This window comes from Streptomyces sp. ME02-8801-2C, assembly GCF_033793965.1.
In the GTDB taxonomy this organism is placed as follows: Bacteria; Actinomycetota; Actinomycetes; order Streptomycetales; family Streptomycetaceae; genus Streptomyces.
On record NZ_JARAXP010000007.1, the window covers coordinates 420,108 to 445,020 of the forward strand.

The window sequence follows — 24,913 nt, forward strand, 5'->3', positions numbered from 1 at the left end:
CTGGCGAGAGGCGAAACCGGATCAAGAAGCAGTACCGACGGCAGGGAGTTGAACCGAGCATGCAGTGTCCGAAGTGTCACGCGCCGATGCACACGTACAACCGCAATGGTGTCCAGATCGAGCAGTGCAGTGGCTGCCGGGGGATCTTCCTCGACTACGGCGAGCTCGAGGCGCTGACCCGCGTGGAGTCCCAGTGGGCGGGGCCCGCCGCGCCGCCGCCTCCGGCCCCGCAGGCCTACCCGTCCGCTCCGGCACCGGCCTGGGGCGCCCCGCAGGGCGGTCACCACGGCGGCCATGGTGGTCACTACGGCCACAAGCGCCACAAGAGCTTCGGCCACATGCTGTTCTCCAGCTGACCGAAACGACGTGTCACCATGACCACGAAGAAGCCCCCAGCCGTACGAGACGGCTGGGGGCTTCTTCGACGTGTGGACGATACTGGGATTGAACCAGTGACCTCTTCCGTGTCAGGGAAGCGCTCTCCCGCTGAGCTAATCGTCCTCGGGACCACGATCCGAAGACCGCGTCGTGATGACAGCGTGCGCGATACTGGGATTGAACCAGTGACCTCTTCCGTGTCAGGGAAGCGCTCTCCCGCTGAGCTAATCGCGCGGAGACCCTTGCGGATCAAGGTCCTTGCGGACCAGTGGACGATACTGGGATTGAACCAGTGACCTCTTCCGTGTCAGGGAAGCGCTCTCCCGCTGAGCTAATCGTCCTTGGAGGTGGAGACGGGATTTGAACCCGTGTAGACGGCTTTGCAGGCCGTTGCCTCGCCTCTCGGCCACTCCACCAGGAATGCGGGGGTTCGGGAAGATCCCCCTCATCCTGCGAGCGGACGACCAGGTTCGAACTGGCGACCTCAACCTTGGCAAGGTTGCGCTCTACCAACTGAGCTACGTCCGCGTGCCGTTTCGGTGCGCTCTCGCGTCCCGGCGACGTGTTGAACTCTAGCGGATTCCGGGGCCAGCACAAAAACGCGTTTGTGCAGCGTGCTGCGCTGTGCCCGCTCGAAGACATGGTCAGGGCACCCGCAGGACACCCGCCATAGACTCGGCGGTGTGTCCGATCTCGCTCCTCTCGCCCGCTTCGGCGGGCTCGTCGCCACCGGTCTCCTCGACGTCACCAGTGATCCCGCGGCCCTCGACTCCACCGGCTTCTGGGCCGTGTGCGCGGACTACGGGGGCCGTCTGACCTGCGCCCGCTTCCGTGACGTACGAGAAGAAGCGGTGCCCGCGCCGGGGTCGGGGCGCGGGATGTGGCGGGGGCCGAACGCGGGTGACTGGACGTCGTCGCTCGACCGCGCCGCGTACACGGCGGGGGTACGCCGGATCCGCGAGCACATCGCGGCCGGTGAGGTCTATCAGGCGAACCTCTGCCGGGTACTGTCCGCTCCCGTCGCACCCGACGCGGATGTGGACGCACTGACCTCGCTGCTGGCGCACGGCAATCCCGCGCCCTTTGCAGGAACGATCCGCCTGCCCGCGCTCGGTGTCGAGATCGCCACCGCGTCCCCCGAACTCTTCCTCCGCCGCGCGGGCCGGACCGTCGAGTCGGGCCCGATCAAGGGCACCGGACGCACCGAGGCGGACCTCCTGGAGAAGGACTACGCCGAGAACGTGATGATCGTGGACCTGGTCCGCAACGACATCGGGCGCGTTTGTACGACGGGTTCGGTGACCGTCCCCGAACTGTGCGTCGTGGAGAAGCACCCGGGGCTCGTCCATCTCGTGTCGACCGTACGGGGCGAACTGGGCCCGGGAACCGGCTGGCCGGAGCTGCTGGCGGCGGCGTTTCCGCCGGGGTCGGTCACCGGCGCGCCCAAGTCGAGCGCCCTGCGAATCATCGACGCTCTGGAACCGGTACCCCGGGGGCCGTACTGCGGCGGCGTCGGCTGGGTCGACGCGGACCGGGGCACCGGCGAACTGGCGGTCGGTATCCGCACCTTCTGGATCGACCGGGCCGACGGCATGCTCCGCTTCGGCACCGGAGCGGGCATCACCTGGGGTTCGGACCCGGAGGCGGAGTGGCGGGAGACCGAGCTGAAGGCATCCCGGCTGCTCGCGATAGCGTCGGGTCCGTACGAGGCGAGTGAAGAGGGGTCGTTGACGTGAAGCTCTGGCTCGACGGCGGGCTGCAGGACACCGAGTCCGCCCGCGTCTCCGTGTTCGACCACGGACTGACCGTGGGCGACGGCATCTTCGAGACGGTAAAGGCGGTCGACGGCCGGCCGTTCGCGCTCACCCGTCACCTGGACCGGCTGACCCGCTCGGCCCGCGGCCTCGGCCTGCCCGACCCCGACCTCGACGAGGTCCGCCGTGCCTGTACGGCCGTGCTCGACGCCAACCCGATGGCACTGGGCCGCCTGCGCATCACGTACACCGGCGGACACGGCCCCCTCGGCTCGGACCGTGGGGAGCACGGCCCGACGCTGGTCGTCGCCGTCGGCGAGTCCGCCCGGCGCCCCGACTCGACCGCCGTGATCACCGTCCCCTGGACGCGCAACGAACGCGGCGCGGTCACCGGCCTGAAGACCACCTCGTACGCCGAGAACGTCGTCGCGCTCGCCAGGGCGCGTGAACAGGGCGCGTCCGAGGCGCTGTTCGGCAACACGGTCGGTCAACTGTGCGAGGGGACGGGGTCGAACGTCTTCGTCGTCCTGGACGGCGAGATCCACACCCCGCCGCTCGCCTCCGGCTGCCTCGCCGGCATCACTCGCGCCCTGGTCGTGGAGTGGACGGGGGCCAAGGAGACCGACCTGCCCCTGGACGTGCTGGAAGGCGCCGACGAGATCTTCCTGACGTCCACGCTGAGGGACGTACAGGCCGTCGGGCGGGTCGACGACCGGCCACTCGCGGGTGCGCCGGGCCCGGTGACGGCCAAGGCGATGCGGGTCTTCGACGAGCGGGCCGGAAACGACCTGGACCCCTGATCGCGGTTAATGAGCTGCCGTTGGTCTCCACAGTGGGTAGAACACCCCTGATGACCACCACCCTGCGGCCGATCGAGCCGCTGCAGCGCGAGACTGACGGGGCGCTTTCACGCCGTTACCAGGTGTGCGTGAACAGCCGTCCCGTCGGCGCGATACACCTTGGCACCGACCCCACGTTTGGGGACCAGGTCGCGAAGATCCTCGACCTCCGCATCGACGAACGCGACCGGCGGCGCGGCCGGGGCACCGTGGCCGCACTCGCGGCGGAGGAGGTCGCGCGCGGCTGGGGCTGCCGGCGCGTCGAGGCGTCGGTCCCGGACGACGCCCCGGCGGCGCTGCGGCTCGCGACCGCGCTCTGTTACGTGCTGCGCAACCGCCGTATGGACAAGGTGCTCGGCGCCACCCCGCCCGAACTGCCCGCCGGAAGCCGCGGTCGGCCCATGACGGAGACCGAGTTCGAGGTGTGGGAGGCGGCAGGCCGGCAGAGCTACGCGGAGAGCTGGATCGCGCGGGGCGTGCCCACTGCGGAGGCGCACGCCAAGGCGAAACGGGATCACGAGCTGCTGCTGCCACGAGGCGTGGCCAGCGAGGGCGTGACGCTCACCGTCCTGGAGCACGAGGGCGACCGGGTCGGCATCCTGTGGCTGGGCTCCCGCGAGGGGCTGGCCTTCGTCTACAAGGTCGAGACCGAACCGGCGCACCGGGGCAGAGGCCACGGCCGCGCCCTCATGCTCCTGGCGGAGGCCCAGGCGATCGCGGCCGGCCGTGCCGCCATCTCCCTGAACGTCTTCGCGGGCAACAGCCCGGCGGAACGGCTCTACGAGTCGCTGGGATACGAGACGGTGACCCACCACATGTACAAGGATCTGCTGTAGACGAACGGTCGAGGGCGGGTGCGAGAGGCTCGGCGCGTGGGCGTCAGGCCTCCGGGCCGGCCAGTAGCCGCTCCACGATCTCCTCGACCCGCTCCCGCAGCCCTTCCTGGCTCTTGCCGCCGTCGAGGCGTTCACCGGCGATGACATACGTCGGCGTGCCCGTCACGCCGATGGCCTTGCCCTCGGCCTGGTCGGCGTCGACGATCAGGATGTGCCGGCCGTCGATCAGCGCGGTGTCGAACTCCTCGGCGTCCAGACCGAGTTCGCGGGCCACCTCGACCAGGAAGGGTTCGCCCCTACGGTCCAGTTCCTCGACCCGGCCGAGCACCGCCTCGACGTACGGCCACGCCTGCCCCTGCTCGGCCGCCTCCTCGGCGGCCTGGGCGGCGGCGAAGGCGTGCTTGTGCCGCTCCAGCGGGAAGTGCCGCAGCCGCACCTCCAGACGGTCTCCGTAGCGGGCGCGCAGGGCGCGTACGTCGTCCAGTGCGGTGCGGCAGTCCGCGCACTGGAGCTCGCACCAGACGTCGAGGACAGGGACGGAGGCCGGGGCGGAAGGGTCGGCGGGGGCGGGGGAGGAGTCGCTCATGGGCACCAGTTTCCCAGCCTCGGCGGGGGGCGTCGTACGAGGGGACCGGGACCTGTGGAGGAGCCGACCCGGAGATGTCCCTGATCTCGGGCCGGAGCATGGCATCACAAGGACCGGGCGGTGCAGGATGGAAGGGACAAAAGCGCGTCTGCGCGACCGAACCCTGCCTGGAGGACCGGATGATTGCCGAGACCCTCTGTTCCGCCGTCTCCGCGGCCGGCCTGGGCATCGCGGTGGTCACGGCATACCGCAAGCGTTTTCTCGCGGCTGCCCGGATCGCCGCCTACTCACTGGTGCCCGTCGGCCTGGTGATGACCGGGGTGGTCGGGTGGGCGGCGGACACCGCCTTCAGTCCCTCCGCCTGGGCGGGCTTCGGCGTGCTCGGCGGCGCCTGGCTGCTCTTCGTGACCACACGCGCGGTGGAGCGACGCAGGGGTGGCAGCCGCAAGGAACGCGGGGAGATACGGACCGCGCAGCGTGACGCGGTGGCTCCGGCGGCGTCGGCGCCCTCGCTGGCGCAGGGGCGCGGCAAAGCCTCCCGCCCCGCGGCTCAGCCGACGGCTCAGCCGCGCGGCGGTGGCGCCGGGGACGACTTCAGCGACATCGAGGCGATCCTGAAGAAGCACGGCATATGAAGCCGCGCGGCGCACGACGAGTGGGGAGGAACCGCTGACGTGCTGAAACGACACAAACGACCGGGAGACGACGACGGTCGCTCGGAAGCGATCATGACTCGCTGCGAACAATAAGGAATTCAGCGAACTACCGCGCATTTCGGATGTGTTGATCGCGTCGAGGGTGCCTGCTGCGTCATCATCGCGGCGAGATGCTGGACACAACACAGAGCGAGGCCGTGCCGCCCAAGGATGAGCCGCGCGGGTGCCTCTTCGCCCTTTCCCAGCCACCGCTGATGATCTTCCTTGCGGTGATCGGGTGTCTGCTGCTCATGGCTTCGTTGCATGATCTGCTGTTGCTGTGAGCTGTACACGTCAGTCCCCGGCGCCACCCGCCGGGGGCTGCGTCAGCACCGGGCCCGGGCCTTTCGCCCGTCAGCTCGCGGACTCCTTGCGGCGCGCCCGGTAGGCCGCGACATGGAGCCGGTTTCCGCAGGTGCGGCTGTCGCAGTAGCGGCGTGACCGGTTGCGGGAGACGTCGACGAAGGCGCGCCGGCAGTCCGGGGCCTCGCAGCGCCGGAGTCGTTCCTGCTCGCCGGCGGTGACGAAGAACGCCAGGGCCATTCCGCAGTCGGCGGCGAGGTGGTCCGCGACGGACGCGCCGGGGGCGAAGTAGTGCACATGCCAGTCGTACCCGTCGTGGTCCGTGAGCCGGGGCGTGGTACCCGCGGCCGCGACCAGCTCGTTGATGAGCGCGGCGGCGGTCCGTGCGTCCTGAGCCGCGAAGACCCCGGCGAAGCGTCCCCGGATCCGGTGCACGGCGGCGAGATCGATCTCGGACAGCACGCCTACGTCGCTGATGTCGTGCTTTCGTACGAACTCCGCGAGCGCCTCGACATCGGGCAGCGCGTCCGTCGTGTCGTCCTCCGGCGCGGTGTTCACCAGATCGACCACGGCGTCGAGGGAGCACCGGGTGTCGTGGGTGATCAGCACGTTGCTCTCCCTGGCCTGCCTGGACGGTCGGGCGGGCGCCCGCCCGCCGATGCTGGCCGATGGTAGTGGCTCACGGCGGCGGAGGCGTCCGTCGGTCCTGACGGGACCAGGTGCGGGACCGGAGCGGCGGCGCCGGGAAAACCACGCGGACGCGCCGCCGCCGCCCCGCGGAGACCCGCGGGGCGGCGGCGGTATGCCATATGCGGTTGAGCCCGAGCCGTCTCCCCGAGTGGACGGCGCCGGGCGGCTCAGCGGGGGCCGTCCTAGCTTTCCGCCAGGATGTGGGACAGCTCCTGGTCGAGGTCGAAGTGGCGGTGTTCCGTGCCGGGTGGCACGGCGGCGTCCGTTCGCTTCAGGAAGGACTCCAGGGCTCGTGCGGGGGCTTCGAGCAGTGCCTCGCCCTCCGGGGAGCTCAGGGCGATGCAGACAACGCCCTGACCGTGGCTCCGGGACGGCCAGACTCTGACGTCACCGGTGCCGGTGGGGCGATGGAGGCCCTCCGCCAGCAGGTCGCGGGCGAACACCCACTCGACGGTTTCCTCGGCTCCGGTGTGGAAGGTGGCGTGCACGGCGTAGGGATCGGCCGTGTCATACCGCAGTCCTGCGGGAACGGGCAGTGAGGACTCGCTCGACACAACGAGGCGCAGGTGCAGCTCGCAGCTGACCGTGGTGTTCATAAGCGCCAAGGCCTTTCGCTCAGTGTGCGCTCGGGGATTCGCACGTCGGCGAAATCGACATGCCACCTACGGTGCCGTTGTAAACCCCTCTGAGTGTTTTGCGTGCGTTTACGTAACTCTTCCGGCCGAGAACCGGTTCGTCGGCTACGACCATTACGGTGACCGGTTTCGGTCCGGTAGGGTTTGGCCGTATGAATACGGGGAGTGACAAGCCGGGTGAGGCTGTCGTGACACCAGATGAGACCGGGGCCGGTGAGGTCATGGACGAGCGGGAGCTCGGGTCGAGAGCACCGGAATTCATCAAGGCGCGCCGTGTGCTGCACATGAGCTGGCAGGTCTGCGTGTTCGTCGTGGGCCTCGCCGTGGTGGTCGCCGGGATCATCATGCTGCCGCTGCCCGGGCCGGGCTGGCTGGTGATCTTCGGTGGTATGGCGATCTGGGCGACCGAGTTCGTCTGGGCCCAGCTGGTGCTGCGCTGGACGAAACGCAAGGTCACCGAGGCGGCACAGCGCGCGCTCGATCCCAAGGTGCGTCGCCGCAACATCATTCTGACGACGATCGGCCTGGTGATCATCGCGGTTCTCGTGGGGATCTACGTATGGAAGTTCGGGCTTGAAATGCCCTGGAAGATCAAGGATCAGTGATCCGGGGCGTGTGCGAGGCACCCCCTGACATGGGGTAATGTTCTCTCTGCGCCCGGGCGATTAGCTCAGTGGGAGAGCGCTTCGTTCACACCGAAGAGGTCACTGGTTCGAACCCAGTATCGCCCACCGGATCAAGTGCGGCCCTGTCCACGGAATCGTGGGCAGGGCCGCACTCGTCGTTTCCGGGCAGGGCTTCGGCGGCTCTCGTGGGACTCGAACGGGGTTCGTTTCTGTGACCCGCCGACTCAGCCGCATCCTTCTCGACCTCTCTCCCGCGGCCCCTCGCGTCGCCCCGCGCTGACCCGAGGAGACCATGCCGAGCCTCCGGGAGGGCGTCCTTCGGCGTCCGTCGACCCTCCGCCGCGCCACTCCTTGAACCTCCGTCGCTCCCGGCTCCAACTCCCCACCCGTGAGGCGCATTTCGGCCCGGCACCAAATAAACACGGGCGGCCCGCCGATGTTCGACCGGTCGACCCCAGCCGCCTCACCTGCAACGTCAACCCCCTTTGTGGGTACGGGAGTCGACTCGCGTACCCTCTCCGACCGGCCCGCTCACAGAAAAATCCTGTCCGAATCATTGACGCATTCCGAGCCCCTCCGTAGCTTGTGCCAGCAAGCGCTTACTTGAAACGATTCACGCAGGCGCCAACGACGTCGCGGGGAGGGCCCGACTATGCCTAAGAACGGGAATGTTGAGAGGCGAACGATCCTCAAGGCGGCCGGAGCCTCGGCCGCCGCGCTGGGGCTTGCGGCCACGACCGGGTGCGGTGGTGACAGCGGTGCCGGGGACGGGAATGTGACGCTCCGTTATGCGTGGTGGGGCGGCGAGCCGCGCACCATCGCCATCAAGAAGACGATCGCGCTCTTCGAGAAGAAGTACCCGAAGATAAAGATCAAGCCGGAATTCACCGACTACGAGTCGTTCTGGGAGAAGTTCCAGACCCAGGCCTCCGGTGGTAATCCGCCGGACGTTTTCCAGAATGCGGTCGGATTCCTGCGCAAGTACGACAAGCGCGGCGTTCTGCTGGATCTCAAGGCGCAGGCGGACGCCGGGAATCTGAACCTGGAGAACTTCCGCAACGGCGTTCTGGCGAACGGTCAGGTCGACGGCAAGCAGATCGGCATACCGGTCGGCGCCAACACGATGGCACTCGTCATCGACCTCAAGGCCTTCGAGAAGGCGGGCGTCGAGGCGAAGTTCGGCTGGACCTGGGACGACTACTTCGCCGCTCTGCAGAAGATCCAGGACAAGCTGAAGATCGCCGGTGACACCGGCTACTTCGCGATCATGTACCTCTACGACCTCTACCTGCGCCAGAACGGCAAGGCCTTCTTCACCGACACCGACCTCGGCTTCACCGAGGACGACCTGACGCAGTGGTGGACGGACGGCTACAAGCGCGTGAAGTCCGGCCTGGTCGCCGACCCCAAGAAGATCGAGCAGGCGAAGCCCAAGTCCGGTCTGTCGGCGGGCCTCGCCGCGTCCGAATTCACCTGGGACAACTTCTCCATCCGGTACGAGGGCGAGGGCGAGTCCGACTACGGCCTCGCGCCGATCCCCACCACGGACGGCAAGGCCACCGGCCAGTACCTCGGTTCGCTGATGCTCAGCGGATTCTCCGGGACCAAGCACCCGAAGGAGGTCGCCCAGTTCATCAACTTCATGGTCCACGACCCCGAGGTCGGCAAGATCATGGGCTACGACCGAGGCATCCTCGCCACCACCGAGCAGTTCGACGCCTTCAAGCCGACCGACCCCAACAACAAGGGTGTCGCCGCCTACGAGGACGAGGTCGCCAAGGCCGGCGTCCTCGGGAAGATCACCCCGCACCCGTCCGGCGCGGACGTCATCGAGGCGGCCTTCCTGCGTATCGGCGGCGAGGTCGCCCAGGGCAAGACCAAGCCGGCCGACGCCGCCAAGGCTCTGTTCGGCGAGGCCAAGGCCGCGTTCGCGGGCTGAGGGGACGTACCACCATGACGCTCGTCAAAGAAGCGCCCGCGCCCCCGGCGCAGAAGCGGTCCGCCGCTCCTGCCGCCGGGCGGCGCGGGCGGCGCCGCGAGAACCTCGCCGGCTATCTCTTCATGTCGCCGTGGATCGCGGGGTTCCTGCTGCTCACGGCGGGGCCGATGATCGCGTCGCTGTACTACGCGTTCACCAGCTACAACCTGTTCACACCGCCCAAGTGGGTGGGGCTGGACAACTTCACGACGATGTTCCAGGATCCGCGCTGGCAGAAGTCGGTCGAGGTCACCCTGAAGTACGTCGTCGTGGCCACACCGCTGAAGCTGCTGCTGGCCCTCGGAGTGGCGCTGCTGCTCGCGCAGAACCGGCGCGGTCAGGCCCTGTACCGGGCCGCGTTCTACATGCCGTCGCTCATCGGGGCCAGCGTCTCCGTGGGCTTCGTCTGGCGGGCACTGTTCTCCGACGACGCCGTGGTGGACCGTACGCAGAAGGTCTTCGGGCTCGATGTCGGCGGCTGGATCGGCAATCCGGACTACGTTCTCTACGCCCTGGTGGCGCTGAGCATCTGGCAGTTCGGCGCACCGATGGTCATCTTCCTGGCCGGGCTCAAGCAGGTGCCGCAGGAGCTGTACGAGGCCGCCGAGATGGACGGCGCCGGCCCCTTCCGGCGGTTCTGGAACATCACCCTGCCGATGATCTCCCCGGTGCTGTTCTTCAACGTGCTGCTGGAGTCCATCCACGCGTTCCAGGTGTTCGGCTCCGCCTATGTCGTCTCCGACACCAGGTGCGGGCCCGCCGACGCGACCCTCGTCTACACCTGCTACCTCTACCAGAAGGGCTTCAAGGAGTCCCAGATGGGCTTCGCCTCCGCGATGGCCTGGACGCTGGTGGTCGCGGTGGCGCTTGTCACGGCGGTCCTGTTCTGGTCGCAGAAGAAGTGGGTGCACTACGAGGAGGCCGGCAAGTGACCACCGCCACCAGTCCTGTTGCGAACACCGCGAACGAGCGGCGGCGCGTCGGATCCCTCGCCTGGCACGTGGGCGCGCTCCTCGTGCTCGCCGTCGTCCTCTACCCGGTGATCTGGGTGCTCGGCGCCTCGTTCAAGCCGAGCAAGGACATCATCGCCAGCATCGACCTGCTGCCCACCAAGCCGGTCTGGGCGAACTTCTCCGGGCTCGCCGACGGCATCTCCGGCATCTCCATCACCAGCTTCTTCACCAACTCGCTGATGTACGCGGGCCTGGCCGTGGTCGGCGTGGTGATCTCCAGCTCGCTGACCGCGTACGCCTTCGCCAAGATCCGGTTCGCCGGGCGGAACCTGCTGTTCACGCTGATGATCGGCACGCTGCTGCTGCCGTACCACGTGCTGCTCATCCCGCAGTACGTGCTGTTCCGCAACCTCGGCTACATCGACACCCTCGTGCCGCTCGTCGCGGGCAAGTTCCTCGCCACGGAGGCGTTCTTCGTCTTCCTGATGGTGCAGTTCATGCGCGGGCTGCCGCGCGAACTGGACGAGGCCGCCAAGCTCGACGGGTGCGGGCATCTGAGGACCTACTGGTCGATCGTGCTGCCGCTGAGCCGGCCGGCCATCATCACCAGCGCCATCTTCACCTTCATCAACGCGTGGAACGACTTCATGGGGCCGTTGATCTACCTCAACACCCCCTCCAAGTACACCGTTTCGCTCGGCCTGATGATGTTCCGCGACCAGGAGGGCATCTCCAACTACGGCAGCATGATCGCCATGTCGCTGGTGGCGCTGGTGCCGGTCGTCGCCTTCTTCATGGCCTTCCAGCGCTACCTCATCGACGGTATGGCGACCTCCGGACTGAAGGGCTGAGGCGGCCACCATGGCCCAAGCACGCGTGAAGGGACACGCCCCGCGCAAGGAGCGCAAGGAGTCCCTGTTCGGCGAGCGCTTCGCGGTCTTCGCCGAGTGTCTGCTCACCGGCGTGTGGATCGCCGTGGCCTGTCTCGGCGTCGTCACCTACCCTGCGGCATTCGCCGCCGGGGCACGGCATCTGCGGCGTCGTACGACCCATGTGGGCGGCGGCCGACGGGAGTTCGTCGCGGACTTCCGGGCCGCCCTGCGCGGCGGCTGGCTCGTCGGGCTCGTCGGCTGGACGCTGGCCGCCGCGGTCTGGGTGGACGTCCTTGCCGCGCGCGCCGGGATCCCCGGCGGGCAGTTCGTCGGGGCCGTCGGCATCTTCGCGCTGATCGGCGCCGCTGTGGCCCTGCTGCGGGCGGCGGCAGTCTGGACACCGGGCGCCTCCTGGCGGGCGCTGCTCACGGACGCCGGGCGCCGCACCGTCCGCGATCCCGCCGGGTCCTTCCTGGTCGTCTGCGGGCTGGCCGTCGTGGCTCTGTCCGCAGGGTTCCTGCCGCCGCTGGCGGTTCCCGTCCTCGGGGCCGTCGCGGCGGCGGCCCTCGCCGTGGAGGAGCGCTACCAGCACCGCTGACGGGCGGTGCCCTCGCACAAGGTCGGCGCCTCGAGCGCCGTACCTCTCTCCGCCATGCCCCTCTCCGCCATGCCCCTGACCACCTCCGCATCCGCACGCACAGGAAAGGCCGGTCTCCCATGTCTCCCATCCCCCGCAGGTCACTCCTCAAGGCCGCCGCAGTCGCCGGAGCCGCCGCCCAGTTCAGCTGGGCCCTAGGAGCGAAGGACGCGCAGGCCGCGCCCAGAGCCGCCGAGGCCGCCACCGACCCGGTGACCCTGGACTGGCTGGAGGACGGCGGCCTCGGCGCCGCCCCCGGCTCCACGGTCGGCGTGCCCTGGCCCAAGGGCACCTACGACGCGGACCAGACGTTCGCGCTCACGGACGCCTCCGGCAAATCCGTACCCGTACAGTCGTGGCCGCTCGCCTACTGGCCCGACGGATCCCTCAAGTGGACCGCGCACGCCGTGAGTTCGGGCAACGGCAAGCTCACGCTCGCCGCCGGGACCCCCGACGCCCCCGCCGCGAAGGTCACCGTCGACAAGAGCGGCGGAACCATCGACATCTCGACCGGTGTCATCACCGCACGCATCGGCAAGTCCGGCTCCACGCTGGTCAAGTCGGTGACCCGCGGCTCCACCGAGATCGCGAAGAACGGGCGGCTCGTCCTCATCCGCCAGCCCGAGATCGAGGACGAGGACCAGGGCGCCACCAAGTTCGAACGCTTCGACAGCGCCATCGGCAAGGTGGAGGTCGAACAGGAAGGACCCGTCAGGGCAGTTGTCCGCATCGACGGCAAGCACCGCAAGGGCAGCCGCAGTTGGCTCCCCTTCTCCATCCGCCTCTACTTCTACGCCGGCGCCGACTCGTTCCGCATGGTCCACACCATCACGTACGACGGCACCCAGGAGCCCGGCAAGGCCAGCGGCGACTTCATCCGCGGCATCGGGGTCCGCTTCAGCGTGCCGATGCGGGACGCCTCGTACGACCGGCACATCCGGATCGGCGGCGACGGCACCGGACTGCTGCGCGAGGCCGTCAAGGGCATCACCGGCCTGCGGCGCGACCCCGGGGCGGCCGTCCAGGCGGCCCAGTTCGCGGGGCAGAAGCTGCCCGACCCCTCGACCTGGGACCAGCGGGTCACCACCCGTCTCCAGTACATCCCCGAGTGGGGCGACTACACCCTCTCCCAGCTCTCCGCCGACGGCTACACCCTCCGCAAGCGCACCAAGAAGGGCCACGGCTGGATCGCCGCCGGCGGCGGCAAGCGGGCCTCCGGGTTCGGTTACGTCGGCGGAGCCAGCGGCGGATTCTCCTTCGGCCTGCGGGACTTCTGGGAGAAGCACCCCGCCCAGCTCGACATCCGCGACGCCCAGACCGACGAGGCCGAGGTCACCCTCTGGCTCTGGTCGCCCGAGGCCCAGCCGATGGACCTGCGCTTCTACCACGACGGCATGGGCCAGGACACGTTCGCCGAACAGCTCGAAGGCCTCAACATCACGTACGAGGACTACGAGCCCGAATTCGGCACCCCCTACGGCATCGCCCGTACCTCCGAACTCCTCTTCTGGGCCAACGAGTCGACCCCCAGCCCCGAAAAACTCGCCGAACAGGTCGAAGCCGTACGGGTGCTGCCCCAGCTCGCCGCCCCGCCCAAGCAGCTCATCAAAGCCCAGGTCTTCGGCCCCGGCCTCTACTCCGAGCCCGACCGCTCCACCCCCGCCAAGGCCAAGATCGAGGACCACCTCGACTTCCTCTTCACCTACTACAAGGACCAGGTGGAGCAGCGCCGCTGGTACGGCTTCTGGGACTACGGCGACATCATGCACACGTACGACACCGCCCGGCACCAGTGGCGCTACGACGTCGGCGGCTACGCGTGGGACAACTCCGAACTGTCGCCCGACCTCTGGCTCTGGTTCGCCTACCTGCGCTCGGGCCGCGCCGACATCTTCCGGTTCGCCGAGGCGATGACCCGCCACACCGGCGAGGTCGACGTCTACCACCTCGGACAGTGGGCCGGCCTCGGCACCCGCCACGGCGTGCAGCACTACGCCGACAGCGCCAAGCAGCAGCGCATCGCCAACACCACCTACCGCCGCTACTACTACTTCCTCACCGGTGACGAACGGGTCGGCGACCTCATGCACGCCAACGTCGACAGCGACGAGACCTTCCTCGCCCTGGACCCGCTGCGCAAGATCCGCACCGAGCCCTACACCCCCGACCGGCACGCCCTGTCGATCGGCTTCGGCACCGACTGGAGCGGCCTGGTCTCGGCCTGGCTGACCGAGTGGGAGCGCAAGGGCCCCAAGTGGGAGAAGGCCAAGGCGCGCGTCCTGTCCACCATGGAGACCATCGCCGCCCAGCCCAACGGCTTCGTCCAGGGCAGCGGGCTGTACGACCTCGACACCGGGAAGTTCGCCGTCGCGGCGACGCCCGTCGTCGGCGTCTCGCACCTCTCCGCCGTCTTCGGACTCAACGAACTCTGCGCCGAACTCATCGACCTGGTCGACATGCCCAAGTTCAACGAGGCGTACTTCGACTACTGCCGCTACTTCAACGCCACCAAGGCCGAACAGGCGGCCCGCTACGGCTCCAACTTCGGCACCCTGTTGCTCTTCCAGGGCCACTCACGGCTCGACGCGTACGCGGCCGTGAAGACCGGCGACGCGAAACTCGCCGCCCGCGCGTGGGACAAGTTCTACAACTCCGACGGCTACCGGGAGTCCGCCCCCTGGAAGACCGAGCAGATCAGTGGCCCGGTCGCCCTCGTCCCGGGCAGCGAGGCCACCTGGGTGGCCACCAACGACACCGCCCTCTACGGCCTCGCCGCCATCGAGAACCTCGCCCTGCTGGGCCACAAGATGCCCTCGTAGCGCGACACCGCGTTCCCGCTCCCGTCGCACAGCGCGCGGCGGGAGCGGGAACGCGGGCACACTCCCCCCATGGACTGGAGCCACTACCGCTTCCGCACCTCGTGGACGCTCACCGCACCGCCCGACCTCGTGTACGCGGCCCTCGAGCAGGCCGAGGACTACCCCCGCTGGTGGCCGCAGGTACGCGAGGTCAACCGCGTCGACGACACCAGCGGGATCGTCCGCATCCGCTCCCTGCTGCCGTACGACCTGACCTTCACCGCCCGCGAGGTGCGCCGTGACCAGGCCGCCGGAATCCTGGAGATCGCCATGAGCGGCGACCTCGACGGCTGGGCCCGCTGGACCCTCACCCAATCCGGCTCCGGCACCCTCGCCGACTACGACCAGGAAGTCGACGTCACCAAACCTCTCCTGCGCCGCCTGGCCGTGCTCGGCCGGCCTTTCTTCCGCGCCAACCACGCCCTGATGATGCGCGCGGGACGGCGCGGACTGACCGCACACCTCCAGACGGGCTGAACGCGGGGGCCCGCACGAAGCGGTTTGAACGAAGCCCGTCCGGACCTGTATTGTTCGGTGCGTTCCCGGGCGATTAGCTCAGTGGGAGAGCGCTTCGTTCACACCGAAGAGGTCACTGGTTCGAACCCAGTATCGCCCACCGGGATAAAGCCGGTCCGTCATCGACGGACCGGCTTTTTCGTGCCCCCGCTCATGCCGCCGCCGGCATCTCCGGGCGCAGCGGCCACGCCGGATCGACCGCCTCCGGCGTACCGCTCTTCGCGAACCACGCCTGCAGTCCGCGGGCCTGCGCCGCGTGCCACACGGCCTGGAGCGTGTGCAGCTCGGCGGGGGAGAGGCGCTCCAGCCGGGTCGCGAACCGGCGCCCGACCGCCCGTACGACCTCCAGGGAGGCCATCGCGTCCGCCGCCGCGTCATGGGCGCCCTCCAGCGTGACCCCGTAGTGCGCGCACAGGTCCGTGAGGGTGCGGCGGCCCTTGCGGTAGCGGTCCAGATGCTTGTCCAGGACCCGGGGGTCCAGCACCAGCAGCGGTGCCGACTCGAACCAGCGATCGAGGGACGAAGCGCGATGGCGGCGCAACTCCCGGTCCAGCATGGTCAGATCGAAGGGCGCGTTCATGATGACCAGCGGGCGGCCCGCCGCGGACTGCTCGGCCAGCGCCCGGGCTATCTCCTCCACCACAGGGGACGGCCAACGGCCGTTGCGCTGCAGATGTTCGTCCGTCAGCCCGTGCACCGCCGTCGCCGAAGCGGGTACCGGCACACCCGGGTTGATCAGCCAGCGGCTGATCCTCGGCCGGACGGCCGGACCTTCCTGGACCACGACGGAAGCCGACACGATCCGGTCGGTCTCGACGTCCACACCCGTGGTCTCCGTGTCGAACGCGGCCAAAGGGCCCTCGTACCAGCACGTCATACCTATGCAACTCCTCGTTCACCCACGGCAGCTGACGCACCGTCTTCTGCCCGTTTGGTGATACCCGGGCTGTTTGCGCCGTACGCCGGAAGGAGACAACAGAGGTACAGGTTTACGCACTTCAATGGCCTGTCATGGTAATTCAGCCGGTTTGGAAGGCATTTGGTCATGGCGATAGCGCAGCCCGAACGGGGCGGGCTGCTGCCCGAGCGGACGGCGGCACCCCATCGAGGCACCCTCGCCACCACCGCCTGCATGGAGACACTGCAGGTGGGCTATCTGCACGCCGTCGCCGCCGCGGCCGGCTGCTCGCTGTCCCAGCCCTTCCCCGACAACGGCATCGACTGGCACGTCAGCCACGGCTCTCCCGGGCACACGGTCGACGATGAGGTCACCATCAAGGTCCAGCTGAAGTGCACCTACCAGATCGCACCGAACCCGCCGGGCCCGTACTTCTCCTTCACGCTCGACAACGCCCATCTGGCGAAGCTCGCCCGCACCCCGGTCTCGGTGCACAAGATCCTGGTCGTGATGCTCGTACCGCGCTCGCAGGACGACTGGCTGCGCGCCGGCCACGACCGCCTCGACCTGCGGCACTGCTGCTACTGGATCAACCTGGCCGGCCAGCGGATCACCGGCCGGTACCGGACCACCGTGCGGATACCGACCTCACGCATCTTCGACGACCGCGCGCTCTGCGAGATCATGACGCGCGTCGGGACGGGAGGCAGACCGTGACGCACCGGCCGGGCGAGGAGCCCCTGCGGCCCGTCCGCCCGCACCCTGTGGACACCACCTGGCACGACGAACCGCCCGCGCCCGAGCAGGTCGACCCCGCCGTACTCGGCGCCCTGCTGCGCCGCCACGGCTGGCAGCGGCGCGGCGGAGCCGTCGGACGGTACGGCCGCTGGACCCCACCCGGGCCCGGCGGCACCGGGACGAGCCTGCTCGTGCCCGAGAGCCGGGCCTTCCCCGACAGCGACGACCTGCTCGCCGAGGCCCTCGTCGCACTCACCCGCAGCGGATCGCCCGCCGCCCGCGAGGTGCTCGTCGGCCTCGCCGTACCCAGCGACGAGATCCGCTGGTGGCGTGACGTCCCGACCGGCCCCGCGGGGGTCGCCTCCTGGCCCGTGGAGGAGCAACTGCGTTCGGCCGCCCGCCGGATGATGCTCGCCGGAGCGCTCGCCACACGCGCGCGTGCCGGCTACTACGGCGCCCGCCACCGCAGGACCGCGGACGCCCTCCTCGACCACGTACTCGTCGGCGCCGCCCCCGCCGGACGCAGCCTCACCGCGTTCGTCCCCGTCGGCACGGGCCGCCCCCTCGCCGTACGGCTCCACCAGGCCCTGTACGCGGCCCGGGAGGCCATCGACTACCACCGGGCCACCGGCGGCATGGACGCCTTCGACGGCGCCGTGGAGGCAGGCGTCAGCCATGAACTGACGGAGGCCCTCGTCGCCCTGGTCCGCGGTACGGAGGGCGCCCGGATCGCCGTCGAGTGGGCACCCGGCGCCGATGTCCCCGAAGGCTGCTCGGTCGGTGCCGAACCCGTCGAGTTCTCGCCCGGCGACCTGCCCGCCCTGCGCGCGGCAGGCTCCCGCTATCTGCGCGAGGAACCGTCGGTGGCGGTCAGGATCACCGGCGCGGTGGTACGGATGCGCAGGTCGGGGCCGCGCGGTGAGGGTGCCGTACGGCTGCGGGTGCTGGCCGGCGCCGAGATCCCGCACGTCCGGATGACGCTGGACGAGGAGGCGTACCGGATCGCGGGGCACGCCCATCTGATCGGGCTGCCGGTACGTGTGCACGGCCGACTCGAGAGCCGGGGCGGCTTCCGCCGGCTGACCCAGGCCTCCGGGCTCGTACCCGTCCAGGTCGACGAGGCGGAACGGGACCGGCTGCTGAAGTCGCTGCAGGAGAACCTCGATTTCTTCGAGGAGGCGTGCAGCGGGGACGACTGAGGGCAGTGGAGGCGGGGGCCTTCCGTTATCTGTTTCGCGGTGGGCGGGCACGGGTCGGTACGATCCCTACCTGCGCGCGCTCCCGGTATGGCGCCCGCACCCCCCTGCAGTCAGGAGAGACCGGTGTCAGACGTCCGTGTGATCATCCAACGCGATTCCGAGCGGGAAGAGCGCGTGGTGACGACGGGGACTACGGCCGCCGACCTCTTCGCCGGCGAACGTTCCATCGTCGCCGCGCGCGTGGGCGGGGAGCTCAAGGACCTCGCGTACCTGGTGGCGGACGGCGAGGAGGTCGAGCCCGTCGAGATCTCCTCGGAGGACGGCCTCAACATCCTGCGCCACTCCACCGCCCACGTCATGGCCCAGGCCGTGCAGGAGCTCTTCCCCGAGGCCAAGCTCGGCATCGGCCCGCCGGTCAAGGACGGTTTCTACTACGACTTCGACGTCGAGAAGCCGTTCACGCCCGAGGACCTCAAGGTCATCGAGAAGAAGATGCAGGAGATCCAGAAGCGCGGTCAGCGGTTCTCCCGCCGTGTGGTGACCGACGAGGCGGCTCGCGAGGAGCTGGCGTCGGAGCCGTACAAGCTGGAGCTGATCGGCATCAAGGGCTCCGCCTCCACCGACGACGGCGCGAACGTCGAGGTCGGCTCCGGCGAGCTGACGATCTACGACAACCTCGACGCGAAGACCGGCGACCTGTGCTGGAAGGACCTCTGCCGGGGTCCGCACCTGCCGACCACCCGGAACATCCCGGCGTTCAAGCTGATGCGCAACGCCGCCGCCTACTGGCGGGGCAGCGAGAAGAACCCGATGCTCCAGCGCATCTACGGCACCGCCTGGCCCACCAAGGAGGAGCTGAAGGCGCACCTCGACTTCCTTGTCGAGGCCGAGAAGCGCGACCACCGCAAGCTGGGCAACGAGCTCGACCTGTTCTCCATCCCGGACCAGATCGGTTCCGGCCTCGCCGTCTTCCACCCCAAGGGCGGAATCATCCGCCGGGTCATGGAGGACTACTCGCGCCGCCGGCACGAGGAGGAGGGCTACGAGTTCGTCTACACCCCGCACGCGACGAAGGGGAAGCTCTTCGAGACCTCGGGCCACCTGGACTGGTACGCCGACGGCATGTACCCGCCCATGCAGCTCGACGAGGGCGTGGACTACTACCTCAAGCCCATGAACTGCCCGATGCACAACCTGATCTTCGACGCGCGCGGCCGTTCCTACCGTGAACTCCCGCTGCGCCTCTTCGAGTTCGGAACCGTGTACCGGTACGAGAAGTCGGGCGTCGTGCACGGCCTCACCCGCGCCCGGGGCTTCACCCAGGACGACGCGCACATCTACTGCACGCGTGAGCAGATGGCCGAGGAACTCGACCGCACGCTCACCTTCGTGCTCGGGCTGCTGCGTGACTACGGCCTGAACGACTTCTACCTGGAGCTGTCGACCAAGGACCCGGAGAAGTTCGTCGGGTCGGACGAGGTCTGGGAGGAAGCCACCGAGACGCTTCGCCAGGTGGCCGAGAAGCAGGGGCTGCCCCTGGTGCCGGACCCGGGTGGCGCGGCCTTCTACGGACCGAAGATCTCCGTCCAGGCGAAGGACGCGATCGGCCGTACCTGGCAGATGTCGACCGTGCAGCTCGACTTCAACCTGCCGGAGCGGTTCGACCTGGAGTACACGGGTCCGGACGGTTCCAAGCAGCGGCCAGTAATGATCCACCGCGCCCTGTTCGGCTCCATCGAGCGGTTCTTCGCCGTGCTCCTCGAGCACTACGCGGGGGCGTTCCCGGCGTGGCTGGCGCCTGTTCAGGCGGTCGGTATCCCGATCGGCGACGGACACGTGGAGTACCTGCAGAAGTTCGCCGCCGAGGCGAAGAAGCAGGGGCTGCGGGTCGAGGTGGACGCGTCGTCCGACCGTATGCAGAAGAAGATCCGCAATGCCCAGAAGCAGAAGGTGCCGTTCATGGTCATCGTCGGCGACGACGACATGAACGGTGACACGGTGTCCTTCCGCTACCGGGACGGCTCGCAGGAGAACGGCATTCCCTTCGCGGACGCTCTTGCGAAGATCGCGAAGGTCGTGGAGGAGCGGGCGCAGGTCTGAGTCCGGTGAGTGAGGTGAGGGCCTCCGGGAAGCACGGCTTCCGGGGGCCCTTCCCTCTGCTCGCCCCGGCGACACGCCCCCGACAGGCGAAGCAATATGCTGCATGGCATGACGAGTGAGCCGGAGCAGCAGATCGGAGTCGGGACACAGGACGCGTTTCAGCGCCTGTGGACGCCGCACCGGATGGCGTACATCCAGGGCGAGAACAAGCCCACCGGTCCAGGCGCCGACGACGGCTGTCCCTTCTGCTCGATCCCGGCCAAGTCCGACGAGGACGGCCTCGTTCTCCAGCGCGGCGAGCAGGTCTACGCGGTGCTCAACCTGTACCCGTACACGGGTGGCCATCTGATGGTCGTGCCGTACCGGCACGTCGCCGACTACACGGATCTGACGGAGTCCGAGACCGCCGAACTGGCCGAGTTGACCAAGCAGGCGATGACGGCGCTGCGCCGGGCGTCCGGCGCGCACGGGTTCAACATCGGGATGAACCAGGGCACGGTCGCGGGCGCGGGCATCGCGGCCCACCTGCACCAGCACATCGTCCCGCGCTGGGGCGGCGACACGAACTTCATGCCGGTGGTGGGCCACACGAAGGTGCTGCCACAGCTGCTGGGGGACACCAGGAAGATGCTGGCGGAGACGTGGCCTGCTGCTTCCCCCGGTGCCTGAGAGGCAACGGGGGTCCGGGGGCTGCGCCCCCGGACATCACGCGTCGTAGGCGTCGGCTTTTCGCGGCATCGGGTCCTGTACCGCCGTGCTGAGGAACGACGACCGGCTGCCGAACTTCTCCGTGTCGACGCCGTTGTCGTCCAGGACCTTGATCGCCGCCGCGTGCACGACCCGCAGCACCGGCGTCGCCGCCCGCAGTACGTCGTCGGCCATGAACCGGTGCGGCCAGGGCTGATCCGCCCAGGAGTGCCGCAGGCCGAACGGCTCCGGCAGGGTCAGTGAGCCGCCCAGCCAGTTCAGCAGCGGCGGGTACCAGGTGAGAGGCGCGCGCGCGGCGAGGCGTACGACCTCGTCGGCGTCGACCAGCGGCAGCTTCACCTTCCGGGTCTCCCAGAACCTCACCGACTTCTGCACCTCCTTCTCCTTGGCCGCGGGCTTGCTGGTGAAGAGGGAGTGCACAGGACCGAGCGCGTGGCCGGTCAGCTCGATGCGCAGCGTCTCGTGCAGCACGGTCACCGTGATGAGCATGGTGATGATCAACTGCCCGCTCCACAGCGTCCACTGGACGCCGAGGTAGTGCCGCTGGCCGTCGCCGAACTGCTGCTTGTTGCAGATGTCCTGTATGGCGTGGTTCTTGATCTGGTAGGCGTCGACGTCCGTGCCGCTCGGCCGGGAGACCTCCGTGGCGCCCGCGCCGACGGGCGTGACGATCCAGTGCTTCAGGGTCGGCTTCGGGAACCCGCCGGTGTTGAGCGGGCCGCGTTCCAGCATGCGCAGCTGGTCGTGGATGGAACGTATGACGTCCCAGCTGCGGAAGGGGTGGATCTCCTTGGCCGGGTCGCGGGGGACCAGGTTCTCGGCGAGCTGCCAGCTGCCCCACCGGGTGCCCATGCCGAGTATGCCCTTGTGGCCGGCGTAGAAGACGGAGTTGGACTGCTGCTCGGCGCTGAGCCGGGCCAGTTCCTTGCGCAGGTGTTCGGCGGCGGTCTCGCCGGGGCTGCCGGGGACCGCCTCGGGGATCTTGGCGCCGACGCCACCGCCGGAGAGCAGGGCGTCCCAGCGTTCGCGCAGGTCCTTCGCGGTGCGTTCGCAGATCTGCTTGGCCCACAGCCAGCCGACGACGGGCAGGACGAGGCACGCGCGTGCGTACAGGGCCCAGAAGCCGGTGAACGGCATCTTGATCAGGAAGATCACGGCGAAGGCGCCGACCGCGACGAGCAGGGTGGTGGCGATCGCGGAGGCCCGCTTGTCCTCGCGTTTGGCGATGTTCGCGCGGCCGATGAAGACCAGCAGCCACAGCAGGAGGCCGGGGAGGAAGAGCACTCCGCACAGCACCATCACCGCGGCGAGCCAGTTGTCGCGGTCCCGCCGGATGCGATGGGCCGCGAGGGCGTGCTCCACGACGACCTGGGGTTCGGTGCCGAATGACTGGATGAGGGGCTTGCGGCCGGCACCGAGCATGCGGTCGATCACGGCCCGGGAGAAGGCCTCACCGAGTTTGGGACGGAAGATCTTGGCCCATGGGCCTCGGGGTCCCTTCACCGTCGACTTGTGCCACTCGTTGTCGGCTTCCAGGATCTTGGTGACCTCGTCGTCCTCACGGTAGGCCGCCGAGGCCAGCGCGAAGGTCGCCGCCGTCTGGCCCGCGGAACCCGACAGGGGCACCTGCGCCCCGGGACTGAAATCGAAACCGTCGTCCGCCACTGTGCCGCCCCCTCGCCGCCGAACCCGCTTCTGCGGCCTTCCCGACTTCCTTGCTCCGCACACCTGTTGAACAGGTCATCACGTTGATCGAGTCTCAACTTGATCAGGTGATCAGCGTATCCGCAGCCACCGACAATTGGGTGGCGGACGGCACAAGCCGTCCGCCGATGTGGAGGAGATCGTTCCGTAGAGGCCGCCTGTCGGGTCCCGGTCGTCAACTACGAGGCGTTTTTGGCCTGTTCACGGACCTTCTCCGCGACCTGCGGCGGCATCGGCTCGTGCCGCGCGTACTTGCGGTCGAAGCGGGCGGTGCCGTGCGAGAGGGACCGCAGATCGACGACGTACCGGTCGATCTCGATCTCGGGCACCTCGGCGCGTACGAGGGTCCGCCCGCCGCCCGCCTGCTCGGTGCCGACGACCCGGCCGCGCCGTCCGGACAGGTCGCTCATCACGGGCCCCACGTAGTCGTCGCCGACGAGCACCGTGACCTCGGCCACGGGTTCCAGGAGATGGATCTTCGCGTCGGCGGCGGCCTCGCGCAGGGCGAGCGCCCCGGCGGTCTGGAACGCGGCGTCGGAGGAGTCCACCGAGTGCGCCTTGCCGTCGAGCAGGGTGACCCGTACGTCGATGAGCGGATAGCCGGCGGCGACTCCCTTGCCGGCCTGGGCCCGGACGCCCTTCTCCACGGACGGGATGAACTGTCTGGGCACGGCTCCGCCGACGACCTTGTCCACGAACTCGATACCCGAGCCGCCCGGCAGCGGCTCGACCTCGATCGCGCAGATCGCGAACTGCCCGTGCCCGCCGGACTGTTTCACATGGCGTCCCCGTCCCGCCGACGGGCCGCCGAACGTCTCCCGTAGGGAGACCTTGTGCGGGACGACGTCGACCTGGACGCCGTACCGGTTGCGCAGCCGGTCCAGGGCGACGTCCGCGTGGGCCTCGCCGAGGCACCACAGGACCACCTGGTGGGTGTCGGGGTTCTGTTCGAGCCGCATGGTGGGGTCCTCGGCGACGAGCCGGCCGAGGCCCTGCGAGAGCTTGTCCTCGTCCGCCTTGCTGTGCGCCCGGATGGCGAGCGGCAGCAGCGGTTCGGGCATCTCCCACGGTTCCATCAGGAGCGGGTCGTCCTTCGCGGAGAGCGTGTCGCCGGTCTCCGCCCGGTTCAGCTTCGCCACACAGGCCAGGTCACCCGCGATGCAGTGCGTGAGCGTGCGCTGCTGCTTGCCGAAGGGCGTGGACAGGGCGCCGATTCGTTCGTCGGCGTCGTGATCCTCATGGCCGCGGTCGGCGAGGCCGTGCCCGGAGACATGGACCGTCTCGTCGGGCCGCAGGGTGCCGGAGAAGACGCGGACGAGCGAGACCCGGCCCACATAGGGGTCGCTGGCCGTCTTCACGACCTCCGCGACCAGCGGGCCGTCCGGATCGCACAGGTTCAGCTCACGCGGGCGGCCGTCCACCGTGGTGACCCCGGGCGCCTCGCGCTCCAGCGGGGTCGGGAAGCCCCCGGTGACCAGCTCAAGCAGCTCGACCGTACCGAGGCCCTGCCGGGCGCCCTCGGCGGCCGGGGCGGCGGCGAGCACAGGGAAGAAGGTCCCGCGCGCGACAGCCCGTTCCAGGTCGTCGACCAGGGTCTTGACGTCGATCTCCTCGCCGCTCAGATAGCGGTCCATGAGGGTCTCGTCCTCGCTCTCCGCGATGATCCCCTCGATGAGCCGGTTGCGGGCCTCCTGGATGCCCGGGAGCTGCTCGGGAGCCGGATCGGTCTCCTTGCGCTCCCCGGAGGAGTAGTCGAACAGCTTCTGCGACAGCAGCCCCGTCAGCCCGGTCACGGGCGCGTGCCCGTCGGGCCCCGGCGTGCCGTGCAACGGCAGATAGAGCGGCAGTACGGCGTCGGGGTCGTCCGCGCCGAAGACCTCCGCGCAGGTGCGCGTCATGTCGTCGAAGTCCGCGCGCGCGGACTCCAGATGCGTGACCACGATGGCCCGCGGCATGCCGACCGCGGCGCACTCCTCCCACACCATCCGGGTCGAGCCGTCCACCCCGTCCGAGGCCGAGACGACGAAAAGGGCCGCGTCCGCCGCGCGCAGACCGGCCCTGAGTTCCCCGACAAAGTCGGCGTATCCGGGAGTGTCCAGAATATTGATCTTGTATCCGCCCCATTCGACGGGTACCAGTGAGAGCTGTACCGAGCGGTGCTGCCGGTGCTCGATCTCGTCGTAGTCGGAGACGGTGCCGCCGTCCTCCACCCGGCCCGCCCGGTTGACGGCTCCCGCGGTCAGTGCGAGAGCCTCCACCAGGGTCGTCTTGCCCGATCCGGAGTGGCCGACCAGCACCACATTCCGTACGGACGCGGGGTGGTCGGCCGCTGTAGCTCTGCCGGCGGCTCCGGGGTGTGTGTTCGCCTTGTCGCCCATGGTCCTGCCTCCCGTGCACGGTGAGGTCACTG

General features: G+C 69.1%; 23 protein-coding genes and 7 tRNA genes. 19 read left to right on the plus strand and 11 right to left on the minus strand.

Features of this window, described 5'->3' with window-relative positions:
• Window positions 1-59 precede the first annotated feature (59 nt).
• Window positions 60-356 (plus strand): zf-TFIIB domain-containing protein, encoded by a 297-nt coding sequence (locus PV396_RS24955; protein WP_319208128.1) that lies wholly within the window; start codon window positions 60-62, stop codon window positions 354-356.
• 73 nt (window positions 357-429) lie between these two features.
• Here the strand turns inward: PV396_RS24955 and PV396_RS24960 are convergent.
• The 5 genes from PV396_RS24960 to PV396_RS24980 all read right to left on the minus strand — a co-directional run bounded on the left by PV396_RS24960 (window position 430) and on the right by PV396_RS24980 (window position 906).
• Window positions 430-501, minus strand: a tRNA-Val gene (locus PV396_RS24960).
• Between the two features lie 39 nt (window positions 502-540).
• A tRNA-Val gene (locus tag PV396_RS24965) sits at window positions 541-612 on the minus strand.
• A 35-nt stretch (window positions 613-647) separates the two neighbouring features.
• Window positions 648-719: transfer RNA gene (locus tag PV396_RS24970), tRNA-Val, on the minus strand.
• A gap of 1 nt (window position 720) precedes the next feature.
• Window positions 721-794: transfer RNA gene (locus tag PV396_RS24975), tRNA-Cys, on the minus strand.
• A 39-nt stretch (window positions 795-833) separates the two neighbouring features.
• Window positions 834-906 (minus strand) — tRNA-Gly (locus PV396_RS24980).
• Window positions 907-1,061: 155 nt separating this feature from the next.
• Here PV396_RS24980 and PV396_RS24985 point away from each other — a divergent pair.
• From PV396_RS24985 to PV396_RS24995, 3 genes are read left to right on the plus strand one after another with little or no spacing between them, the layout of a single operon-like run.
• Window positions 1,062-2,114, plus strand: coding sequence for a chorismate-binding protein (locus PV396_RS24985; protein WP_319208130.1), 1,053 nt, complete (start codon window positions 1,062-1,064; stop codon window positions 2,112-2,114).
• On the plus strand, window positions 2,111-2,932 hold the full coding sequence (locus PV396_RS24990; RefSeq protein WP_319208132.1) for an aminodeoxychorismate lyase: 822 nt from the start codon (window positions 2,111-2,113) through the stop codon (window positions 2,930-2,932). Before PV396_RS24985 ends, PV396_RS24990 begins: the two co-directional genes overlap by 4 nt.
• 50 nt (window positions 2,933-2,982) lie before the next feature.
• A complete protein-coding gene (locus PV396_RS24995; RefSeq protein ID WP_319208134.1) occupies window positions 2,983-3,807 on the plus strand; it encodes a GNAT family N-acetyltransferase in 825 nt (274 codons plus the stop codon).
• A gap of 43 nt (window positions 3,808-3,850) precedes the next feature.
• Here the strand turns inward: PV396_RS24995 and PV396_RS25000 are convergent, their stop codons facing one another.
• Window positions 3,851-4,393 (minus strand): DsbA family protein, encoded by a 543-nt coding sequence (locus PV396_RS25000; protein ID WP_319208136.1) that lies wholly within the window; start codon window positions 4,391-4,393, stop codon window positions 3,851-3,853.
• Window positions 4,394-4,572: 179 nt separating this feature from the next.
• On the opposite strand from PV396_RS25000, the gene PV396_RS25005 reads away from it, so the two are divergent.
• Together PV396_RS25005 and PV396_RS25010 are read left to right on the plus strand one after the other, a co-directional pair.
• The gene (locus PV396_RS25005) at window positions 4,573-5,028 is read left to right on the plus strand and encodes a hypothetical protein (protein ID WP_319208137.1); all 456 of its coding nucleotides are present in this window, start codon (window positions 4,573-4,575) and stop codon (window positions 5,026-5,028) included.
• Between the two features lie 191 nt (window positions 5,029-5,219).
• On the plus strand, window positions 5,220-5,372 hold the full coding sequence (locus PV396_RS25010) for a hypothetical protein (protein ID WP_006375961.1): 153 nt from the start codon (window positions 5,220-5,222) through the stop codon (window positions 5,370-5,372).
• Between the two features lie 70 nt (window positions 5,373-5,442).
• On the opposite strand, the gene PV396_RS25015 is transcribed toward PV396_RS25010, so the two are convergent.
• Together PV396_RS25015 and PV396_RS25020 are read right to left on the minus strand one after the other, a co-directional pair.
• Entirely contained in the window at window positions 5,443-6,000 is a 558-nt protein-coding gene (locus PV396_RS25015) for a CGNR zinc finger domain-containing protein (RefSeq protein WP_319208139.1), read from the minus strand.
• Between the two features lie 263 nt (window positions 6,001-6,263).
• Window positions 6,264-6,677 (minus strand): SsgA family sporulation/cell division regulator, encoded by a 414-nt coding sequence (locus PV396_RS25020; RefSeq protein ID WP_004002642.1) that lies wholly within the window; start codon window positions 6,675-6,677, stop codon window positions 6,264-6,266.
• 191 nt (window positions 6,678-6,868) lie between these two features.
• On the opposite strand from PV396_RS25020, the gene PV396_RS25025 reads away from it, so the two are divergent.
• From PV396_RS25025 to PV396_RS25065, 9 genes are all read left to right on the plus strand, one after another.
• On the plus strand, window positions 6,869-7,321 hold the full coding sequence (locus PV396_RS25025) for a TIGR02611 family protein (RefSeq protein ID WP_319208438.1): 453 nt from the start codon (window positions 6,869-6,871) through the stop codon (window positions 7,319-7,321).
• A 54-nt stretch (window positions 7,322-7,375) separates the two neighbouring features.
• Window positions 7,376-7,447: transfer RNA gene (locus PV396_RS25030), tRNA-Val, on the plus strand.
• 547 nt (window positions 7,448-7,994) lie between these two features.
• On the plus strand, window positions 7,995-9,281 hold the full coding sequence (locus PV396_RS25035) for an ABC transporter substrate-binding protein (RefSeq protein ID WP_319208141.1): 1,287 nt from the start codon (window positions 7,995-7,997) through the stop codon (window positions 9,279-9,281).
• A gap of 14 nt (window positions 9,282-9,295) precedes the next feature.
• Complete coding sequence (locus tag PV396_RS25040) at window positions 9,296-10,252, plus strand: sugar ABC transporter permease (RefSeq protein ID WP_319208144.1); 957 nt, start codon at window positions 9,296-9,298, stop codon at window positions 10,250-10,252.
• A complete protein-coding gene (locus tag PV396_RS25045; protein WP_319208146.1) occupies window positions 10,249-11,124 on the plus strand; it encodes a carbohydrate ABC transporter permease in 876 nt (291 codons plus the stop codon). The genes PV396_RS25040 and PV396_RS25045 overlap by 4 nt, the downstream gene beginning before the upstream one ends.
• A gap of 10 nt (window positions 11,125-11,134) precedes the next feature.
• The gene (locus PV396_RS25050; protein ID WP_319208148.1) at window positions 11,135-11,743 is read left to right on the plus strand and encodes a hypothetical protein; all 609 of its coding nucleotides are present in this window, start codon (window positions 11,135-11,137) and stop codon (window positions 11,741-11,743) included.
• A gap of 119 nt (window positions 11,744-11,862) precedes the next feature.
• Complete coding sequence (locus tag PV396_RS25055) at window positions 11,863-14,601, plus strand: Tat pathway signal sequence domain protein (RefSeq protein ID WP_319208149.1); 2,739 nt, start codon at window positions 11,863-11,865, stop codon at window positions 14,599-14,601.
• Window positions 14,602-14,670: 69 nt separating this feature from the next.
• Window positions 14,671-15,117, plus strand: coding sequence for an SRPBCC family protein (locus tag PV396_RS25060; RefSeq protein WP_319208150.1), 447 nt, complete (start codon window positions 14,671-14,673; stop codon window positions 15,115-15,117).
• A 67-nt stretch (window positions 15,118-15,184) separates the two neighbouring features.
• Window positions 15,185-15,256, plus strand: a tRNA-Val gene (locus PV396_RS25065).
• 51 nt (window positions 15,257-15,307) lie between these two features.
• Here PV396_RS25065 and PV396_RS25070 read toward each other — a convergent pair.
• Entirely contained in the window at window positions 15,308-16,033 is a 726-nt protein-coding gene (locus PV396_RS25070; protein ID WP_319208152.1) for a 3'-5' exonuclease, read from the minus strand.
• Between the two features lie 168 nt (window positions 16,034-16,201).
• On the opposite strand from PV396_RS25070, the gene PV396_RS25075 reads away from it, so the two are divergent.
• The 4 genes from PV396_RS25075 (at window position 16,202) to PV396_RS25090 (ending at window position 20,760) form a co-directional block, all read left to right on the plus strand.
• Window positions 16,202-16,771 carry a DUF4365 domain-containing protein gene (locus tag PV396_RS25075; RefSeq protein ID WP_319208153.1) on the plus strand — a complete coding sequence of 190 codons (570 nt, stop codon included), beginning with the start codon at window positions 16,202-16,204 and terminating at the stop codon, window positions 16,769-16,771.
• Window positions 16,768-17,991 (plus strand): hypothetical protein, encoded by a 1,224-nt coding sequence (locus PV396_RS25080; protein ID WP_319208155.1) that lies wholly within the window; start codon window positions 16,768-16,770, stop codon window positions 17,989-17,991. The genes PV396_RS25075 and PV396_RS25080 overlap by 4 nt, the downstream gene beginning before the upstream one ends.
• Window positions 17,992-18,114: 123 nt before the next feature.
• Entirely contained in the window at window positions 18,115-20,091 is a 1,977-nt protein-coding gene (gene thrS / locus PV396_RS25085) for a threonine--tRNA ligase (RefSeq protein WP_319208157.1), read from the plus strand.
• 96 nt (window positions 20,092-20,187) lie between these two features.
• A complete protein-coding gene (locus PV396_RS25090; protein WP_319208159.1) occupies window positions 20,188-20,760 on the plus strand; it encodes an HIT domain-containing protein in 573 nt (190 codons plus the stop codon).
• Window positions 20,761-20,796: 36 nt separating this feature from the next.
• Here the strand turns inward: PV396_RS25090 and PV396_RS25095 are convergent, their stop codons facing one another.
• Both PV396_RS25095 and PV396_RS25100 read right to left on the minus strand, forming a co-directional pair.
• Window positions 20,797-22,464, minus strand: coding sequence for a hypothetical protein (locus PV396_RS25095; protein ID WP_319208161.1), 1,668 nt, complete (start codon window positions 22,462-22,464; stop codon window positions 20,797-20,799).
• 218 nt (window positions 22,465-22,682) lie between these two features.
• Window positions 22,683-24,881, minus strand: a complete 2,199-nt coding sequence (locus PV396_RS25100; RefSeq protein ID WP_319208163.1) for an elongation factor G-like protein EF-G2 — start codon at window positions 24,879-24,881, stop codon at window positions 22,683-22,685.
• Window positions 24,882-24,913 lie beyond the last annotated feature (32 nt).

Excerpts from the sequence above, each read along its gene's own strand:
- PV396_RS24955 (WP_319208128.1), top strand. The coding sequence starts at position 60 with ATGCAGTGTCCGAAGTGTCACGCGCCGATGCACACGTACAACCGCAAT.
- PV396_RS24995 (WP_319208134.1), top strand. The coding sequence starts at position 2,983 with ATGACCACCACCCTGCGGCCGATCGAGCCGCTGCAGCGCGAGACTGAC.
- PV396_RS25000 (WP_319208136.1), bottom strand. The coding sequence starts at position 4,393 with ATGAGCGACTCCTCCCCCGCCCCCGCCGACCCTTCCGCCCCGGCCTCC.
- PV396_RS25005 (WP_319208137.1), top strand. The coding sequence starts at position 4,573 with ATGATTGCCGAGACCCTCTGTTCCGCCGTCTCCGCGGCCGGCCTGGGC.
- PV396_RS25010 (WP_006375961.1), top strand. The coding sequence starts at position 5,220 with ATGCTGGACACAACACAGAGCGAGGCCGTGCCGCCCAAGGATGAGCCG.
- PV396_RS25020 (WP_004002642.1), bottom strand. The coding sequence starts at position 6,677 with ATGAACACCACGGTCAGCTGCGAGCTGCACCTGCGCCTCGTTGTGTCG.
- PV396_RS25025 (WP_319208438.1), top strand. The coding sequence starts at position 6,869 with ATGAATACGGGGAGTGACAAGCCGGGTGAGGCTGTCGTGACACCAGAT.
- PV396_RS25035 (WP_319208141.1), top strand. The coding sequence starts at position 7,995 with ATGCCTAAGAACGGGAATGTTGAGAGGCGAACGATCCTCAAGGCGGCC.
- PV396_RS25040 (WP_319208144.1), top strand. The coding sequence starts at position 9,296 with ATGACGCTCGTCAAAGAAGCGCCCGCGCCCCCGGCGCAGAAGCGGTCC.
- PV396_RS25050 (WP_319208148.1), top strand. The coding sequence starts at position 11,135 with ATGGCCCAAGCACGCGTGAAGGGACACGCCCCGCGCAAGGAGCGCAAG.
- PV396_RS25055 (WP_319208149.1), top strand. The coding sequence starts at position 11,863 with ATGTCTCCCATCCCCCGCAGGTCACTCCTCAAGGCCGCCGCAGTCGCC.
- PV396_RS25060 (WP_319208150.1), top strand. The coding sequence starts at position 14,671 with ATGGACTGGAGCCACTACCGCTTCCGCACCTCGTGGACGCTCACCGCA.
- PV396_RS25070 (WP_319208152.1), bottom strand. The coding sequence starts at position 16,033 with ATGACGTGCTGGTACGAGGGCCCTTTGGCCGCGTTCGACACGGAGACC.
- PV396_RS25075 (WP_319208153.1), top strand. The coding sequence starts at position 16,202 with ATGGCGATAGCGCAGCCCGAACGGGGCGGGCTGCTGCCCGAGCGGACG.
- PV396_RS25090 (WP_319208159.1), top strand. The coding sequence starts at position 20,188 with ATGCTGCATGGCATGACGAGTGAGCCGGAGCAGCAGATCGGAGTCGGG.
- PV396_RS25100 (WP_319208163.1), bottom strand. The coding sequence starts at position 24,881 with ATGGGCGACAAGGCGAACACACACCCCGGAGCCGCCGGCAGAGCTACA.